A 15,246-nucleotide genomic window follows, 5' to 3' on the forward strand; every position below is an offset into this window, starting at 1 on the left:
CGGTACATGCAGTACAGATGTCGACTGACCCATCGCAATCGCGAGCAGGCTCGCTCCCACAAAAAAACAAAAACAAGAACAACGCAGGAGGTTTCATGACGTGGACCGCAGTCACCGAACACCGGGCCCGGCTGGGCGAAGGCCCGTTCTGGGATGCGCCGACCCAGGCGCTCTACTGGGTGGACATCGCCGGCAAGCAAGCGCTGCGGTTGATCGGCGCCAACGTACAAATCTGGCAGATGCCCGAGCACGTCTCGGCCTTCATCCCCTGCGCCAGTGGCGATGCATTGGTGACCTTGAGCAGCGGCGTCTATCGCCTGGATCTTGACTCACCGGGGCTGGAACCGCGCCTGACCCTGTTCTGCGTGGCCGACCCGCAACCGGGCAACCGCGGCAACGAAGCCCGTTGCGATGCCCAGGGCCGGCTCTGGCTCGGCACCATGCAGAACAATATCGGGGAGAAGGGCGAGGACCTGCCCATTGAGCGGCGCTCCGGCGGGCTGTTCCGCATCGATCGTGATGCGCGAGTCACTCCGCTGCTGCGCGGCCTCGGCATCCCCAATACCTTGCTGTGGAGCGATGACGCCACCACCGTGTATTTCGGCGACAGCCTCGACGGAACGCTGTATCGGCATTTCATCCGCACCGACGGCAATCTGGAGCCTGCACAAACCTTCTTTGGCCCGCATGGTCGCGGTGGCCCGGACGGTTCGGCGATGGATGCCGAAGGCTATATCTGGAATGCCCGCTGGGACGGCAATTGCCTGCTCAGGTTGACGCCCGGCGGTCAGGTTGATCGGGTGATCGAACTGCCGGTCAGGCGTCCGACCAGTTGTGTGTTCGGCGATGCCGACCTGAAAACCCTGTACATCACCAGTGCCGCCAGCCCGCTTGGGCATCCACTGGACGGGGCGGTGTTGTCGATCCGGGTCGATGTGCCCGGCAAGCTGTGTACGCGCTTTGCTGGATAAATCCCAAAATATGGGATGTAAAATTATATATTGAGATTGTTTGGGTGCCGGGTTTATAGTCGGCACCATCGTTCCACGATGCACTCACACTTAAAAAAACAAGACAGGTGAAGTGATGCAGCGATATCCCCTCGAACTCCCCGCCGGAGTCAGTGTTTCAGACCGTCCCCGTGCTGAAACGTTTGCGCGTCTATCTGTTTTCCTTCCAACACTTTTCAACCGAAATCGGTCAGTGAAGCACCACGACTGAATGACCGGCGTTTCAGGCGTATTGCCGCGCTTGAAATCCAATCATCATACGATATGACTATTGGCAACAGGGTTACACAGAACGCTTTCAAAGAATGCTCAAAAAAATAACAAGGAGTCAGCTTATGAATCGTCGTCATGCCATCCGTTCCCTGTGCGGCGCCGCTCTGGCGGTTAGCGCGCTCAGCCTCAGCAGCACGCTGTTTGCCGCCGAGGAAGTGAAGATCGGTTTCCTGGTCAAGCAGGCTGAAGAACCCTGGTTCCAGACCGAATGGGCCTTCGCCGAAAAGGCCGGCAAGGAAAAGGGTTTCACCCTGATCAAGATCGCCGTGCCTGACGGCGAGAAAACCCTTTCGGCCATCGACAGCCTGGCGGCCAACGGCGCCAAGGGTTTCGTGATCTGCCCGCCGGACGTCTCCCTGGGCCCGGCGATCATGGCCAAGGCCAAGCTCAACGGCTTGAAAGTGATTGCCGTCGACGACCGTTTCGTCGACGCCAGCGGCAAGTTCATGGAAGACGTGCCGTACCTGGGAATGGCCGCGTTCGAGGTGGGCCAGAAACAGGGCAACGCCATGGCGGCCGAGGCGAAAAAGCGCGGTTGGGATTGGAAAGACACCTATGCGGTGATCAACACCTACAACGAACTCGATACCGGCAAGAAGCGCACCGACGGCTCGGTCAAGGCGCTGGAAGAGGCCGGCATGCCGAAGGATCACATCCTGTTCTCTGCCCTGAAAACCCTCGATGTGCCGGGCAGCATGGACGCCACCAACTCCGCACTGGTGAAACTGCCGGGCGCGGCGAAGAACCTGATCATCGGCGGCATGAACGACAACACCGTACTCGGTGGCGTACGGGCCACCGAGAGCGCCGGATTCGCAGCCGCGAACGTGATCGGTATCGGCATCAACGGCACCGACGCCATTGGCGAACTGAAAAAAGCCGACAGCGGTTTCCACGGCTCGATGCTGCCCAGCCCGCACATCGAGGGCTACAACACCGCGAGCATGATGTACGAGTGGGTCACCACCGGCAAAGAGCCGGCGAAATACACCGCCATGGACGACGTGACACTGATCACCCGCGACAACTTCAAGCAGGAACTGGAAAAAATCGGCCTGTGGAACTGACGGCCGGTTGATTTCATCGGCGGCCCCGGCAGCGGGGCACGCCTGATCTGTGTGACGAGGTAGTTATGGCGCAAACACAATTACAACAACAGACCGGTTTCCCATCGGGAGGCAGCTTGCGATTCAACGGGATCGGCAAGACCTTTCCCGGCGTGAAGGCACTGGACAACATCAATTTCGTGGCGCATCCGGGGCAGGTTCATGCCTTGATGGGCGAGAACGGCGCGGGCAAATCGACCTTGCTGAAAATCCTCGGCGGCGCCTACGTCCCGAGCAGCGGCGACCTGCAGATCGGCGAGCAGACCCACGTTTTCAAATCCACCGCCGACAGCATCGGCAGCGGCGTGGCGGTGATTCACCAGGAACTGCATCTGGTGCCGGAAATGACCGTCGCGGAAAACCTGTTCCTGGGCCACCTGCCGGCCAGTTTCGGCCTGATCAACCGCCGTCAATTGCGCCAACAGGCGCTGGCCTGTCTCAAGGGCCTGGCCGACGAGATCGATCCGCAGGAAAAAGTCGGGCGCCTGTCGCTGGGGCAACGGCAGCTGGTGGAAATCGCCAAGGCCTTGTCCCGAGGGGCGCATGTGATCGCGTTCGACGAACCCACCAGCAGCCTGTCGGCGCGGGAAATCGAACGCTTGATGGCGATCATCGGACGCTTGCGCGACGAAGGCAAAGTGGTGCTGTACGTTTCCCACCGCATGGAAGAAGTGTTCCGCATCTGCAATGCGGTGACGGTGTTCAAGGACGGGCGCTACGTGCGCACTTTCGAGGACATGAGCGAACTGACCCACGACCAACTCGTGACCTGCATGGTCGGCCGCGATATCCAGGACATCTACGACTATCGCTCGCGCCCACGTGGTGCGGTGGCCCTGAAGGTCGATGGCCTGCTCGGCCCGGGCTTGCGCGAACCCATGAGTTTCGAGGCGCACAAGGGCGAGATCCTCGGCTTGTTCGGCCTGGTCGGTGCCGGTCGTACGGAGCTGTTCCGCCTGCTCAGCGGGTTGGAGCGCAACAGCGCCGGCCGCCTGGAGTTGCGCGGTCACGAGCTCAAGCTCCACTCACCTCGCGATGCCATCGCCGCCGGCATTCTGCTGTGCCCGGAAGACCGCAAGAAGGAGGGCATCATCCCGCTGGCCAGCGTCGCCGAGAACATCAACATCAGCGCGCGCAGTGCCCATTCCGGCTTCGGTTGCCTGATCCGCGGGCTCTGGGAAAAGACCAACGCCGACAAACAGATCAAGGCGCTGCGGGTGAAAACACCCCATGCCGGGCAACCCATCAAGTTCCTCTCCGGCGGCAATCAGCAGAAGGCGATTCTCGGTCGCTGGCTGTCGATGCCGATGAAGGTCCTGCTGCTCGACGAGCCCACCCGTGGCATCGATATCGGTGCCAAGGCCGAGATCTACCAGATCATCCATAACCTGGCCGCCAGTGGCATCGCGGTGATCGTGGTGTCCAGCGACCTGATGGAAGTGATGGGCATTTCCGACCGCATCCTGGTGATGTGCGAAGGGGCGATGCGCGGCGAACTGAGCCGTGAGCAAGCCAATGAATCCAACCTGCTGCAACTGGCGTTGCCACGCCAGCGCGCTGACGGCGTGGCGAACTGAGAGGTGACTATGATGACAACCCAAAACGAAACCCTGCCGACGATGCGCAAGCCTCTGGACCTGCGGCGCTTTCTCGATGACTGGGCAATGCTGGCGGCGGCGGTGGGGATTTTCGTGCTCTGCACCTTGCTGATCGACAACTTCCTCTCGCCGCTGAACATGCGCGGCCTGGGCCTGGCGATCTCCACCACCGGCATCGCCGCCTGCACCATGCTGTATTGCCTGGCGTCGGGGCATTTCGACTTGTCGGTCGGCTCGGTGATTGCCTGCGCAGGCGTAGTGGCGGCGGTGGTGATGCGCGACACCAACAGCGTATTCCTCGGCGTCAGCGCGGCGCTGTTCATGGGGCTGATCGTCGGCCTGATCAACGGCATCGTGATTGCCAAATTGCGGGTCAATGCGTTGATCACCACGCTGGCGACCATGCAGATCGTTCGCGGTCTGGCCTACATCTTCGCCAACGGCAAGGCGGTGGGCGTGTCCCAGGAGTCGTTCTTCGTCTATGGCAATGGCCAGCTGTTCGGCGTGCCGGTGCCGATCCTGATCACCATCGTCTGCTTCCTGTTCTTCGGCTGGCTGCTGAACTACACCACCTACGGGCGCAACACCATGGCCATCGGTGGCAACCAGGAAGCGGCGTTGCTGGCGGGGGTCAACGTCGACCGGACCAAGATCATCATCTTCGCCGTGCATGGTGTGATTGGCGCGCTGGCCGGGGTGATCCTGGCCTCGCGCATGACCTCGGGCCAACCGATGATCGGCCAGGGTTTCGAACTGACGGTGATCTCGGCCTGCGTGCTGGGTGGCGTGTCGCTCAGTGGTGGCATCGGCATGATCCGCCATGTGATTGCCGGGGTGCTGATCCTGGCGATCATCGAGAATGCGATGAACCTGAAGAACATCGATACGTTTTATCAGTACGTGATTCGCGGTTCGATCCTGTTGCTGGCGGTGGTGATTGACCGTCTGAAGCAACGCTGAAAATTGTGCTGATCTGATTGACGCCATCGCGAGCAGGCTCGCTCTTACAGTGATCCGAGGTGTACACAACATCATCTGTACGCCCTAGATCCCCTGTAGGAGCGAGCCTGCTCGCGATTGACCGCGCAGCGGTCACAGCTCCCTCTCCAACACTCCTTCCGTCATCTCCCTTAAATATTCCTTGATCGTTACAAAGGATTTCGAGTTCAATTTGTACATGATTAGACAGGTTCGATTCGACAAGAAACAACGGGTGGTCGACGAGCTCATCCGGCGCATTGAAAGCGGTCTCATGGAGGACGGCTTTCAACTGCCCGGCGAGCATCAGTTGGCTCAGGAATTCAAAGTCAGCCGAGGTACTTTGCGTGAAGCCCTGGCCGAGTTGAAACGGCGCAATTACATCGCGACGCAAAGCGGGGTGGGGTCCATCGTCACGTTCGACGGTGTGGTACTCGACCAGCGCAACGGCTGGGCCCAGGCCCTGGCCGACAGCGGCGCGCTGGTCAATACCGAGGTGCTGCGGCTGGAGGCGGTGACCCGCCCGGACCTGCTGTCGCGTTTCGGCACCGACCAATTCATCACCCTCGACCGACGCCGCCGTTCCAACGACGGCACGCTGGTTTCCCTCGAACGCTCATTGATGCCCGCCACCGGAGGCCTGGAAGGCCTGCCGCGAGTCGGTTTGATCGACAACTCCCTGACCATCACCCTGGCCGCCTACGGCTATATCGGTGAACGCGGCGATCAATGGATCGGCGCCGAACCGCTGAGCGCCGAAGATGCCGAACTGCTGGGACGTCCGGCGGGTACGGTATTCCTCAAGGCCTTGCGCACCACCTACGACCGCCAGAACCGTTTCATGGAGCAGGTGGAAAGCCTGCTCGACCCTGTGCACTTTCGCATGCACCTGCAATTTGGAAGCTCGAAATGACTGCGCTCGATCGTGCCCTGGGCGCGTTTTATGGCCTTGCGCTGGGCGATGCGCTGGGCATGCCGACCCAATCCCTGAGCCGCGACGTCATCAAGGCCCGATTCGGTGAAATCGTCGACCTGCAGGACGCCGGCCCCCTTCAGCCGATTGCCGCCAACATGCCCAAGGGCTCGATCACCGACGACACCGAACAGGCAATCCTGGTCGGCCAGTTGCTGGTCGAGGGCAAAGGCCGGATCGAACCTTCGCAGCTCGCCCAACGCTTGATCGAGTGGGAGGCCGAGATGCAGGCCAAGGGCTCGCAGGACCTGCTCGGGCCTTCGACCAAGCGCGCCATCGAGATGATCCTCGCCGGTCATTCGCCGGAGGAGGCAGGTCGCTACGGCACCACCAATGGCGCGGCGATGCGCATCACCCCGGTGGGGATTGCCGCGAATGTGGCCGATCCCCTGCGTTTCATCGACGCGGTGATACAAGCCTGCCAGGTCACCCACAACACCACGCTGGGCATCTCCAGTGCAGCGGCGGTGGCGGCGGTGATTTCCGCCGGGATCAATGGCATGGAACTGGGTCAGGCGCTGAGCCTGGGCCAGCAGATCGCCCAACAGGCGCAGAGCCATGGCCACTGGGTAGCCGGTGGGAAAATCGCTTCGCGCATCAGCTGGGCGCGGACCATCAGTGTCGACAGTGACAAGGCGATGCTCGCCGATTTGCTGTACGACGTGATCGGCACGTCGGTGGCCTCGCAGGAGTCGGTGGTGGTGTCGTTTGCCCTGGCCCAGCAAGTGGCCATCCGCGAAATGACCGCGTTCGAATCGCTGTGCATGGCGGCGAGCCTGGGCGGCGACACCGATACCATCGCGGCGATTCTCGGGGCGATGCTGGGGGCCTGCCTGGGGCTTGAGAGTTGGCCGACGGCGATGATCGACAAGGTCAAGGCGGTCAATGATCTGCAGCTTGAGCCTTTGGTCAAAGGCCTTCTCGCTCTGCGCTGATGTACGCATTTCCCTGTAGGAGCGAGCCTGCTCGCGATGGACGTTAACGATAACGCGGGGGGCCTGATACCCCGCGTCGTTCTCAGGTCCATCGCGAGCAGGCTCGCTCCTACAAAATCTGATTTGCCCACAACCACAAAAATGGCAACAGGAGCATTTTTCATGAGTTCATCGAACGCCGGGCAGAACGCCGGGCAACTGGAAACCCGCGGCATCGAACCGGTACCGGAGGCCGAGTGCAATGGTCATCCGTTGCAACTGTTCTGGGTCTGGTTCGCCGCCAACATTTCCATTCTGGGTCTGCCGCTGGGTGCGACCCTCGTGGCCTTTCGCGGGCTGGCGATCTGGCAGGCGATCATCGTCGCCATTCTCGGCGCCGCCGGTTCTTTCGCGGTGGTCGGGATCATTTCCATCGCCGGTCGCCGTGGTCGTGCACCCAGCCTGACCCTGTCGCGGGCGATCTTCGGGGTGCGCGGCAATATCGGCCCGACCCTGGTGTCGCTGATGTCGCGCTTGGGCTGGGAAACCGTCAACACCACCACGGCCGCGTTCGTGCTGCTGTCGCTGTGTTCGATTCTGTTCGGCTCGCCAGTGGAAGCGAAAAGCGCACCGCTGCTGACCCTGACCTTCATCGCCATTTTCGTCCTGCTGACCCTGTCGGTGTCCGGCCTGGGCCACGCCACTTTGCTGGTGATCCAGAAGTGGGCGACCTACGTGTTCGGTGCGCTGAATATCCTGGTGGGCGGTTTCCTCTGCGCCACCATCGACTGGAGCGCGGTGTTCAACGCCACGCCGGCACCGATGAGCGCGATGATCATCGGCATCGGCACCATGGCTGCCGGCACCGGGATCGGTTGGGCCAACGCCGGTGCGGACATGTCGCGTTATCAGCACCGCAGCGTCAAAGCCGTGCGCCTGGTGGCCTCGGCGGCGTTCGGCGCGGGCATCCCGCTGGTGCTGTTGATCACCCTCGGCGGTCTGCTGTCGGTGGGCAACAACGATCTGGCCCAGGCCACAGATCCGATCATCGCCATCCGTGACATGCTGCCCACCTGGATGGCCGTGCCGTACCTGATCACCGCATTCGGCGGCCTGCTGTTGTCGAACAACCTGTCGGTGTATTCCGCCGGCCTGACCACGCTGACCCTGGGTCTGAAGGTCAAGCGCGTCTATGCGGTGGTGGTGGACATCGTCGCGATCTTCGCCGGTTCCATTTACTTCATGCTGATCGCCGACAGTTTCTACGGCCCGTTCATCACCTTCATTTCCCTGCTCGCGGTGCCGATCACCGCGTGGGTCGGGATCTTCGTGGTCGACCTGATTCACCGTCACTACTACAGCCCCAAGGACCTGCTGGACGTCAGCCCGAGCAGCGCCTATTGGTATCGCGGTGGTATCGAATGGCGTGCGTTCGGTGCCTGGGCGCTGGCGATCGTGCTGGGTTTCAGCTTCACCACCATTGGCACCACCGCTGAAAACGTCTGGTTCAAAGGTTTCCTCTCCGACTCGTGGCTCGGCCATAACGGCCTCGGCTGGATCGTGACCTTCGTGGTGGCCGGCGGGGTTTATTTTGTATTGGGCGGGGCCAGGGATCGTCGTGCCGCCGTGAACGAGAACGCTCATGCCTAAGATGTTGCACACCGGCCAGGTCATCATCGACCTGGTCATGGCGGTCGATCAGTTGCCACAAGCCGGCGGCGATGTGCTGGCGCAATCGGCCAGCTTCGAGGCCGGCGGCGGCTTCAATGTGATGGCTGCCGCTGCGCGCAATGGGTTGCCGGTGGTTTACCTGGGGCGCCACGGTACCGGGCGTTTCGGTGACCTGGCCCGTGAGGCGATGGCGGTCGAAGGCATTCGCATCGGCATTGCAAATCGCGCCGAGCGGGATACCGGATTGTGCGTGGCGATCACTGACGCTTCCGCCGAACGCAGTTTCGTTTCCTACATCGGCGCCGAAGGCGATCTGACGGTCGAGGACCTGGCCGGTGTGACCGTCGAGGCCGGCGATTATGTGTATGTCAGCGGCTACAGCTTGCTGCTGGCAGGGAAGGGGCAAGCACTGGTGGATTGGGTGTGCGCTTTGCCGGCCGAGGTCAAGGTGGTGTTCGATCCGGGCCCGCTGGTGAATTCGCCTGACGCGCCGCTGATGCAGGCCTTGCTGGCGCGCATCGATCTGTGGACCAGCAACAGCGTCGAGGCGCTGCGGTTTACCGGCGCGTCGGATATCGCCCAGGCGCTGGATCGACTGGCCGGGCATCTGCCAGCCAGTGTCCTGATGGTGGTGCGGGATGGACCGCAAGGGTGCTGGATCAATCAGAGTGGCGAGCGCCGGCATGTGCCGGGGTTCAAGGTTGATGCGGTGGACAGCAACGGCGCGGGCGATGCCCATGCCGGGGTGTTCGTGGCGGGGCTGGCGCAGGGGTTGTCGGCGTTCGATGCGGCGCGGCGGGCCAATGCGGCGGCGGCATTGGCGGTGACCCGGTGGGGGCCGGCGACAGCTCCCGGGACTGCTGAAGTCGATGCGTTGATCAGGCAGACTTTCGGCGCCTGATCTATCGCCATCGCGAGCAGGCTCGCTCCTACAGGGAATCTGTGAACGACACAAATCCCCTGTGGGAGCGAGCCTGCTCGCGATGGCGTCTTAAAACTCAACACATCAATCAAACATCCAGCTTGCGCGCCGCCTCGACACCAGCAGCGCTAAGCTTGATCGGCAAGTTAAGCGAGTGCTCGCCGTCTTCGTTGCACCGCACATGGCCGTGCTGGATCAATCCGCGTTCCTGCAGTGTGGCGAGGGTGCTGGCCACGACTTTCTCCCCCCGGTAATTGTCCAGGACCTCCTTGCCCAGACCGTTGGGGTGGGCGTGCAGCAGGCGGGTCAGGACTTCTTTCTCCAGGTTTTTATCGACGTTCATGCTTACCTCTACATGGCGATGGAAGGATTGGCGGTGAAGGTTGTTACTGACTCACGCCCCCTTCAGAGCCCGAGCCACCGGTGGTGGTTTTCGAGCCCATGCCGGAGCCTGAGTTGTCGGGTGTGCGGGTGTCCGGCAGGTTGAGCCCGCCCTGGCGGCCCGCATCGTTGCCCTGGGTCCGTGGATCGGTGCCGGTGGACGGCGGCAGGCTGTTGTCGATCCCGGTGCCGTCGGTATTAATGCCGGGGGCACTCTGGATGGCGGGAGCTCTGGGGCCTTCGACCGGGTTGGTCGGGCCGGTGCCGGAGGCGGTGGTCGCCGCGAGGGCAAGCGGGGATAGCAGGACGGCGAAGGCGAGTGCGGTCAGTCGGGACGTGATCATGGTGGAATCTCCATTGATTTAGAGTCCTTACCTGACGTTGGTCCGCCCTCGCTTCGAATTGGTGCCTGATGAACGACGAACGGTTCAGGCCTGCTGCAGTGCCCGGTCCGTGGCCAGGCGACGCCAGATCAGGCGACCCACGGTGATCAGCCAGTTGAGGGCTGCGACCGTCAGTACCGTCAACAGCAGGGTTGCCATGCCGTGCTCGACGATGATTTTCCCGGCCAGCAGTGGGAAGCCGAACACGCCGATGAAGTACGACAAGCTGAACAGCAACAACGATTGCGCGGTGGTGCCATTGGGCGCTTCGTTGGCGGCCAGGCCGTTGATCACCGAGTACGTCAGCCCGTAACCGACCCCGAGCATCACCGCCGCGAGCACGTAGCTCAAGCCGTCGTCGACCACAAAGCCGAACATCAGGATCGAGCCCATCATCAACCCAGACAGCAGGCACGACGCGCGTAGCGGATCGCGCTTGACCACGAACCCGGCGATCAGCATGCGGCTGCTGATCGCGGCGCTCATGAATCCGAGGAAGAACAGCGAGTAGTCCAGCGAGCGGGCGGCGGCGTAGCTGGTCTGGAAACTCGACAGGCCGCCGAACACGCAACCACCGAGGCCGACCATGATGATCGGCAATACCGCTCGCGACGACAGCACCTGAGCCGCCGCCTGCCAGGAAATTCGCGACACGGCCGTCGATTGCACCGCGGCATTCTTGAGGTGGCGATCCAGTCGCCAGAACAGCAACACGCCAATCAGGCTGGCCAGTGCCGCGAGATAAAACGCGGCCGTCACCGGATAACCCAAAGCGCTGGCGGCGCGACCCAGCAGCGGCCCGCTGCCGATCCCGGTCATCATGCTGCCCGAGAGCAAGGCAAAGTATTTGGCCCGTTGCGCCGGTGTAACCACGCTGGCCACGATGATCGGCCCGAGGGTGTAGAACACGCCCCAGCCGAGTCCCAAAAGCAGGCCGAAAAACAGCAGCAGATTGCCGAAACCGGGTGTCATCGCGAAGCCCAGGCTGGCGGCCACCAGCAAGAGGCCGAACAGCGCCACGGAACGGGCCGCGCCGAGCAGGTCGGACAGGTGACCAGAAGCGATCACGGCGGCGAAGGTACTGAGCATCGCCGCCGAAATCACAGTGCCGGCATCGTGCTCGTTACCGCCGCGCGAGCCGATCAGCAACGACAGCAGAAAGGTCGATCCGTAGGACAGCGACAGCAGGTAACTGGCCAGGCAAAACAGGCCGAATAACTTGCCGGAAACGGGGGGGGTTGCGGTAGACATGAAGCGGTTCCTTGACCTGAAAAATGCGCAGGGCATCTATCTACCATGTATCGCGTCAATGTTAGGTCCGAGGTTCATGATTTCAGGATCAGTCACCACCGGAGTAAACACCCCCTGTAGGAGCGAGCCTGCTCGCGATGGTGGTCCAGACAACGCATGCATCCAGACGCCCAGCGTCATCGTTAACGACCATCGCGAGCATGCTCGCTCCTACACTCGCCACAGGTCGTGCGCCGACTTAGTATGGCGTTTTCCATTTTCAGACAAGGCACGTCCATGACGATCGAAATCCGCCCGGCGACTCCCAGCGATGCTCCGCAAATTCTCGCGTTCATCACTGAACTGGCCGACTACGAACGTGCCCGCCATGAAGTCATCGCCAGCGTTGCCGACATCGAGCGCAGCCTGTTCAGCGAAGGCGCCACCGCCCACGGCCTGATCTGCCTGCGCGACGGCGTGGCCATCGGTTTCGCCGTGTTCTTCTTCAGCTACTCCACCTGGCTGGGCAGCAACTGCCTGTACCTCGAAGACCTCTACATCACCCCTGAACAACGCGGCGGCGGAGCGGGCAAGACCCTGCTGCGGCATCTGGCGAAAATCGCCTGTGCCAACGACTGCGGGCGCTTCGAGTGGAGCGTGCTGGAGTGGAACACCCCGGCCATCGACTTCTACAAATCCCTGGGCGCGCAGCCGCAGGAGGAGTGGGTGCGCTATCGCATGGATGGCAAGGTGCTGCGCGAGTTCGCTGAAGGTCATTGATTAACCTTTAAAAGATCGCAGCCCTGCGGCAGCTCCTACAGAGGAACGCATTCCACATGTAGGACCTGCCGCAGGCTGCGATCTTTTTTGCCTTTATCCCAAAATATGGGATGTATATTTATATATTGAGATTTTTATCCGTCCGGGTTTATAGTCCGCCTCACTCACTGCCAAAAACCAGAACAGGTGAAGCGATGCAGGCGCAATTGATCGCGCTCGATTGGGGGACAACCTCATTACGTGCTTACAAACTCGCCGAAGGCGGCCAGGTGCTCGAACAGCGTTCGCTGTCTTCGGGGATCATGCAGTTGCCCAAGGCGCCGCGAATCATCAAGGGCCTGGAATGCGCCGATGGTTTTGAATTGGCGTTCGATGAGGCCTGCGGAGATTGGCTTGATGCCCAGCCGGATCTGCCGGTGATCGCCTGCGGCATGGTAGGCAGCGCCCAGGGCTGGCGCGAAGCGGCCTACCGCGATACCCCGGCGAACGTCGCCACTCTCGGCACCTCATTGCAAACCGTGCGCAGCCTGCGCGGGGTCGATGTGCACATCGTGCCCGGAGTGATCCAGCGCTCGCGTCTGCCCAACGTCATGCGCGGCGAAGAAACCCAGGTCCTCGGTGTGCTGCAAACCTTGTCGCACGAGGCCGGCGCCGATCTGTTGATCGGCCTGCCGGGCAGCCATTCGAAGTGGGTGGAAGTGGTCGATGGTTGCATCGCTCACTTCGATACCTTCATGACCGGCGAAGTCTTCGCCGTGCTCAGTGAACACAGCATTCTGGGGCGCACCCAGCAGCGCGGCGGCTCGTTCGACGGCGAGGCCTTCGATCGTGGCGTGCAGGTGGCGCTATCGCAGGAGGGCGAGATCGGCGTGCTCTCGACCCTGTTCAGCGCCCGCAGCCTGGGATTGACCGGCGAACTCAGTGGCGCCGCGCAAACCGATTACCTGTCCGGCCTGCTGATTGGCCACGAACTGTCGGCGCTGGCCAACGTGCAGCGCCGCCGACGCAACAGCGTGCACCTGCCATCGATCATTCTCATCGGCAACGCCCAACTGTGCAGCCGCTATAGCCGTGCACTGGATGCCTGCGGTTTTGCCCGGGTGACCCTGGCCGAGCAGGCCACCGAGCGTGGCCTGTGGCAGCTGGCGGTCGCCGCCGGGCTGATCGCCGCCACCTCTTCCCGTTAACCCTGACTGGAGCCCTGACATGCTCAAGCAAGCACTGGCGCAAAACGGTCTGATCGCCATCCTGCGCGGCCTGCGCCCGCAAGAGGCCGCCTCCATCGGCGAAGTCCTGTACGCCGCCGGATTTCGCGTCATCGAAGTGCCGCTCAATTCCCCTGAGCCCTACGACAGCATCCGCATCCTGCGCGATACCTTGCCCGCCGATTGCCTGATCGGCGCGGGCACGGTGCTGACGCCGGAGCAGGTCGAGCAGGTGAAGGCGGCGGGCGGTCAGGTGATCGTCATGCCGCACTGCGATCCCAAGGTATTGCGTGCGGCGAAAGCGGCGGGCTTGTCGCTGTCGCCAGGTGTCGCCACGCCCACCGAGGCGTTCGCGGCACTGGCCGAAGGCGCGGACATCCTGAAGATGTTCCCGGCCGAACAGATGGGCCCGGCCGTTGCCAAGGCCTGGCTGGCGGTACTGCCGACGGGAACGATCCTGGCCCCGGTCGGCGGCATCACCCCGGACAACATGCAGGTGTTCATCGACGCGGGCGTCAAGGGCTTCGGCCTCGGTTCCGGCCTGTTCAAGCCGGGCATGACCCCTGAGCAAGTGGCGGCCAATGCCAAGGCCTACGTCGCTGCCTGGAAGGCCCTTCGCTAAGACTTTTTGGCGCTGCGAGCGCTGCATCCAATAAGAGAGACCGACAAATGAAAATCACCAAACTGACCACGTTCATCGTTCCGCCGCGCTGGTGCTTCCTCAAGGTCGAAACCGACGAAGGCGTTACCGGCTGGGGTGAACCCGTGGTCGAAGGCCGCGCCCACACCGTTGCCGCCGCCGTCGAGGAATTGTCCGACTACCTGATCGGCAAAGACCCACGCAACATCGAAGACATCTGGACCGTGCTCTACCGTGGCGGCTTCTATCGCGGCGGTGCAATCCACATGAGCGCCCTGGCGGGTATCGACCAGGCCCTGTGGGACATCAAGGGCAAGGCGCTGGGTGTGTCGGTCAGCGATCTGCTGGGCGGCCAGGTGCGGGACAAGATTCGCGTGTATTCGTGGATCGGCGGCGACCGTCCGGCCGACACCGCGCGGGCGGCGAAAGAAGCGGTCAGCCGTGGTTTCACTGCAGTGAAAATGAATGGCACCGAAGAACTGCAGTTCCTCGACACCTTCGAAAAAGTCGACCTGGCCCTGGCCAACGTCGCCGCCGTGCGTGACGCGGTGGGGCCGAACGTCGGCATTGGCGTGGACTTCCATGGCCGGGTGCACAAGCCCATGGCCAAGGTGCTGATGAAGGAACTCGACCCGTACAAACTGATGTTCATCGAAGAGCCGGTGCTCAGCGAAAACTACGAAGCGCTCAAGGAGCTGGCGCCGCTGACCAGCACGCCGATCGCGCTCGGTGAGCGCCTGTTCTCGCGCTGGGATTTCAAGCGCGTGCTCAGCGAAGGCTACGTCGACATCATCCAGCCCGATGCCTCCCACGCCGGCGGCATCACCGAAACCCGCAAGATCGCCAACATGGCCGAAGCCTACGACGTGGCGCTGGCCCTGCATTGCCCGCTGGGCCCGATTGCCCTGGCGGCGTGCCTGCAACTGGACGCGGCCTGCTACAACGCGTTCATCCAGGAGCAGAGCCTGGGCATTCACTACAACGAGAGCAACGACCTGCTCGACTACGTCAAAGATCCACGGGTGTTCGATTACGACAAGGGCTTCGTGAAAATCCCGAACGGCCCAGGCCTGGGCATCGAGATCAACGAGGAATACGTGATCGAACGCGCCGCCGTCGGCCACCGCTGGCGCAACCCGATCTGGCGCCATGCCGATGGCAGTTTTGCCGAGTGGTGAGTGC

The 15,246-nt window shown here is 62.2% G+C and carries 15 protein-coding genes; 12 read left to right on the forward strand and 3 right to left on the reverse strand.

Features of this window, described 5'->3' with window-relative positions; genetic code table 11:
* The first annotated feature begins 95 nt into the window (after positions 1 to 95).
* The 8 genes from DKY63_RS27295 to DKY63_RS27330 all read left to right on the forward strand — a co-directional run bounded on the left by DKY63_RS27295 (position 96) and on the right by DKY63_RS27330 (position 9,424).
* Positions 96 to 971 carry an SMP-30/gluconolactonase/LRE family protein gene (locus DKY63_RS27295; protein WP_110966964.1) on the forward strand — a complete coding sequence of 292 codons (876 nt, stop codon included), beginning with the start codon at positions 96 to 98 and terminating at the stop codon, positions 969 to 971.
* Positions 972 to 1,345: 374 nt separating this feature from the next.
* Positions 1,346 to 2,350, forward strand: coding sequence for a substrate-binding domain-containing protein (locus DKY63_RS27300; protein WP_110966965.1), 1,005 nt, complete (start codon positions 1,346 to 1,348; stop codon positions 2,348 to 2,350).
* Between the two features lie 65 nt (positions 2,351 to 2,415).
* On the forward strand, positions 2,416 to 3,966 hold the full coding sequence (gene araG / locus DKY63_RS27305; RefSeq protein ID WP_110966966.1) for an L-arabinose ABC transporter ATP-binding protein AraG: 1,551 nt from the start codon (positions 2,416 to 2,418) through the stop codon (positions 3,964 to 3,966).
* A 12-nt stretch (positions 3,967 to 3,978) separates the two neighbouring features.
* Positions 3,979 to 4,947: an L-arabinose ABC transporter permease AraH gene (araH, locus tag DKY63_RS27310; protein WP_110967992.1), complete on the forward strand. Its 969-nt coding sequence runs from the start codon at positions 3,979 to 3,981 to the stop codon at positions 4,945 to 4,947.
* 217 nt (positions 4,948 to 5,164) lie between these two features.
* Positions 5,165 to 5,878 carry a GntR family transcriptional regulator gene (locus DKY63_RS27315; RefSeq protein WP_110966967.1) on the forward strand — a complete coding sequence of 238 codons (714 nt, stop codon included), beginning with the start codon at positions 5,165 to 5,167 and terminating at the stop codon, positions 5,876 to 5,878.
* Complete coding sequence (locus DKY63_RS27320; protein ID WP_110966968.1) at positions 5,875 to 6,873, forward strand: ADP-ribosylglycohydrolase family protein; 999 nt, start codon at positions 5,875 to 5,877, stop codon at positions 6,871 to 6,873. The genes DKY63_RS27315 and DKY63_RS27320 overlap by 4 nt, the downstream gene beginning before the upstream one ends.
* Before the next feature lie 162 nt (positions 6,874 to 7,035).
* Positions 7,036 to 8,502 carry a purine-cytosine permease family protein gene (locus tag DKY63_RS27325; protein WP_110966969.1) on the forward strand — a complete coding sequence of 489 codons (1,467 nt, stop codon included), beginning with the start codon at positions 7,036 to 7,038 and terminating at the stop codon, positions 8,500 to 8,502.
* A complete protein-coding gene (locus tag DKY63_RS27330) occupies positions 8,495 to 9,424 on the forward strand; it encodes a PfkB family carbohydrate kinase (RefSeq protein WP_110966970.1) in 930 nt (309 codons plus the stop codon). The genes DKY63_RS27325 and DKY63_RS27330 overlap by 8 nt, the downstream gene beginning before the upstream one ends.
* A 109-nt stretch (positions 9,425 to 9,533) precedes the next feature.
* Here DKY63_RS27330 and DKY63_RS27335 read toward each other — a convergent pair whose 3' ends face one another.
* From DKY63_RS27335 to DKY63_RS27345, 3 genes are all read right to left on the reverse strand, one after another.
* A complete protein-coding gene (locus DKY63_RS27335; protein ID WP_110966971.1) occupies positions 9,534 to 9,788 on the reverse strand; it encodes a hypothetical protein in 255 nt (84 codons plus the stop codon).
* A 43-nt stretch (positions 9,789 to 9,831) separates the two neighbouring features.
* Positions 9,832 to 10,170, reverse strand: coding sequence for a hypothetical protein (locus DKY63_RS27340; protein WP_110966972.1), 339 nt, complete (start codon positions 10,168 to 10,170; stop codon positions 9,832 to 9,834).
* Positions 10,171 to 10,254: 84 nt separating this feature from the next.
* Positions 10,255 to 11,460, reverse strand: a complete 1,206-nt coding sequence (locus DKY63_RS27345; protein WP_110966973.1) for an MFS transporter — start codon at positions 11,458 to 11,460, stop codon at positions 10,255 to 10,257.
* A 276-nt stretch (positions 11,461 to 11,736) separates the two neighbouring features.
* On the opposite strand from DKY63_RS27345, the gene DKY63_RS27350 reads away from it, so the two are divergent.
* The 4 genes from DKY63_RS27350 (at position 11,737) to dgoD (ending at position 15,242) form a co-directional block, all read left to right on the forward strand.
* Positions 11,737 to 12,219 (forward strand): GNAT family N-acetyltransferase, encoded by a 483-nt coding sequence (locus DKY63_RS27350; protein WP_110966974.1) that lies wholly within the window; start codon positions 11,737 to 11,739, stop codon positions 12,217 to 12,219.
* Positions 12,220 to 12,413: 194 nt separating this feature from the next.
* The gene (locus DKY63_RS27355) at positions 12,414 to 13,406 is read left to right on the forward strand and encodes a 2-dehydro-3-deoxygalactonokinase (RefSeq protein WP_110966975.1); all 993 of its coding nucleotides are present in this window, start codon (positions 12,414 to 12,416) and stop codon (positions 13,404 to 13,406) included.
* Between the two features lie 19 nt (positions 13,407 to 13,425).
* The gene (locus DKY63_RS27360) at positions 13,426 to 14,046 is read left to right on the forward strand and encodes a 2-dehydro-3-deoxy-6-phosphogalactonate aldolase (protein ID WP_110966976.1); all 621 of its coding nucleotides are present in this window, start codon (positions 13,426 to 13,428) and stop codon (positions 14,044 to 14,046) included.
* Between the two features lie 47 nt (positions 14,047 to 14,093).
* On the forward strand, positions 14,094 to 15,242 hold the full coding sequence (gene dgoD, locus DKY63_RS27365; RefSeq protein WP_007908327.1) for a galactonate dehydratase: 1,149 nt from the start codon (positions 14,094 to 14,096) through the stop codon (positions 15,240 to 15,242).
* The last annotated feature ends 4 nt before the right edge of the window (positions 15,243 to 15,246 follow it).

The sequence above is a fragment of the Pseudomonas putida genome, assembly GCF_003228315.1.
In the GTDB taxonomy this organism is placed as follows: Bacteria; Pseudomonadota; Gammaproteobacteria; order Pseudomonadales; family Pseudomonadaceae; genus Aquipseudomonas; species Aquipseudomonas putida_S.

Excerpts from the sequence above, each read along its gene's own strand:
- DKY63_RS27295 (WP_110966964.1), top strand. The coding sequence starts at position 96 with ATGACGTGGACCGCAGTCACCGAACACCGGGCCCGGCTGGGCGAAGGC.
- DKY63_RS27300 (WP_110966965.1), top strand. The coding sequence starts at position 1,346 with ATGAATCGTCGTCATGCCATCCGTTCCCTGTGCGGCGCCGCTCTGGCG.
- araG (WP_110966966.1), top strand. The coding sequence starts at position 2,416 with ATGGCGCAAACACAATTACAACAACAGACCGGTTTCCCATCGGGAGGC.
- araH (WP_110967992.1), top strand. The coding sequence starts at position 3,979 with ATGACAACCCAAAACGAAACCCTGCCGACGATGCGCAAGCCTCTGGAC.
- DKY63_RS27315 (WP_110966967.1), top strand. The coding sequence starts at position 5,165 with ATGATTAGACAGGTTCGATTCGACAAGAAACAACGGGTGGTCGACGAG.
- DKY63_RS27320 (WP_110966968.1), top strand. The coding sequence starts at position 5,875 with ATGACTGCGCTCGATCGTGCCCTGGGCGCGTTTTATGGCCTTGCGCTG.
- DKY63_RS27325 (WP_110966969.1), top strand. The coding sequence starts at position 7,036 with ATGAGTTCATCGAACGCCGGGCAGAACGCCGGGCAACTGGAAACCCGC.
- DKY63_RS27330 (WP_110966970.1), top strand. The coding sequence starts at position 8,495 with ATGCCTAAGATGTTGCACACCGGCCAGGTCATCATCGACCTGGTCATG.
- DKY63_RS27335 (WP_110966971.1), bottom strand. The coding sequence starts at position 9,788 with ATGAACGTCGATAAAAACCTGGAGAAAGAAGTCCTGACCCGCCTGCTG.
- DKY63_RS27340 (WP_110966972.1), bottom strand. The coding sequence starts at position 10,170 with ATGATCACGTCCCGACTGACCGCACTCGCCTTCGCCGTCCTGCTATCC.
- DKY63_RS27345 (WP_110966973.1), bottom strand. The coding sequence starts at position 11,460 with ATGTCTACCGCAACCCCCCCCGTTTCCGGCAAGTTATTCGGCCTGTTT.
- DKY63_RS27350 (WP_110966974.1), top strand. The coding sequence starts at position 11,737 with ATGACGATCGAAATCCGCCCGGCGACTCCCAGCGATGCTCCGCAAATT.
- DKY63_RS27355 (WP_110966975.1), top strand. The coding sequence starts at position 12,414 with ATGCAGGCGCAATTGATCGCGCTCGATTGGGGGACAACCTCATTACGT.
- DKY63_RS27360 (WP_110966976.1), top strand. The coding sequence starts at position 13,426 with ATGCTCAAGCAAGCACTGGCGCAAAACGGTCTGATCGCCATCCTGCGC.
- dgoD (WP_007908327.1), top strand. The coding sequence starts at position 14,094 with ATGAAAATCACCAAACTGACCACGTTCATCGTTCCGCCGCGCTGGTGC.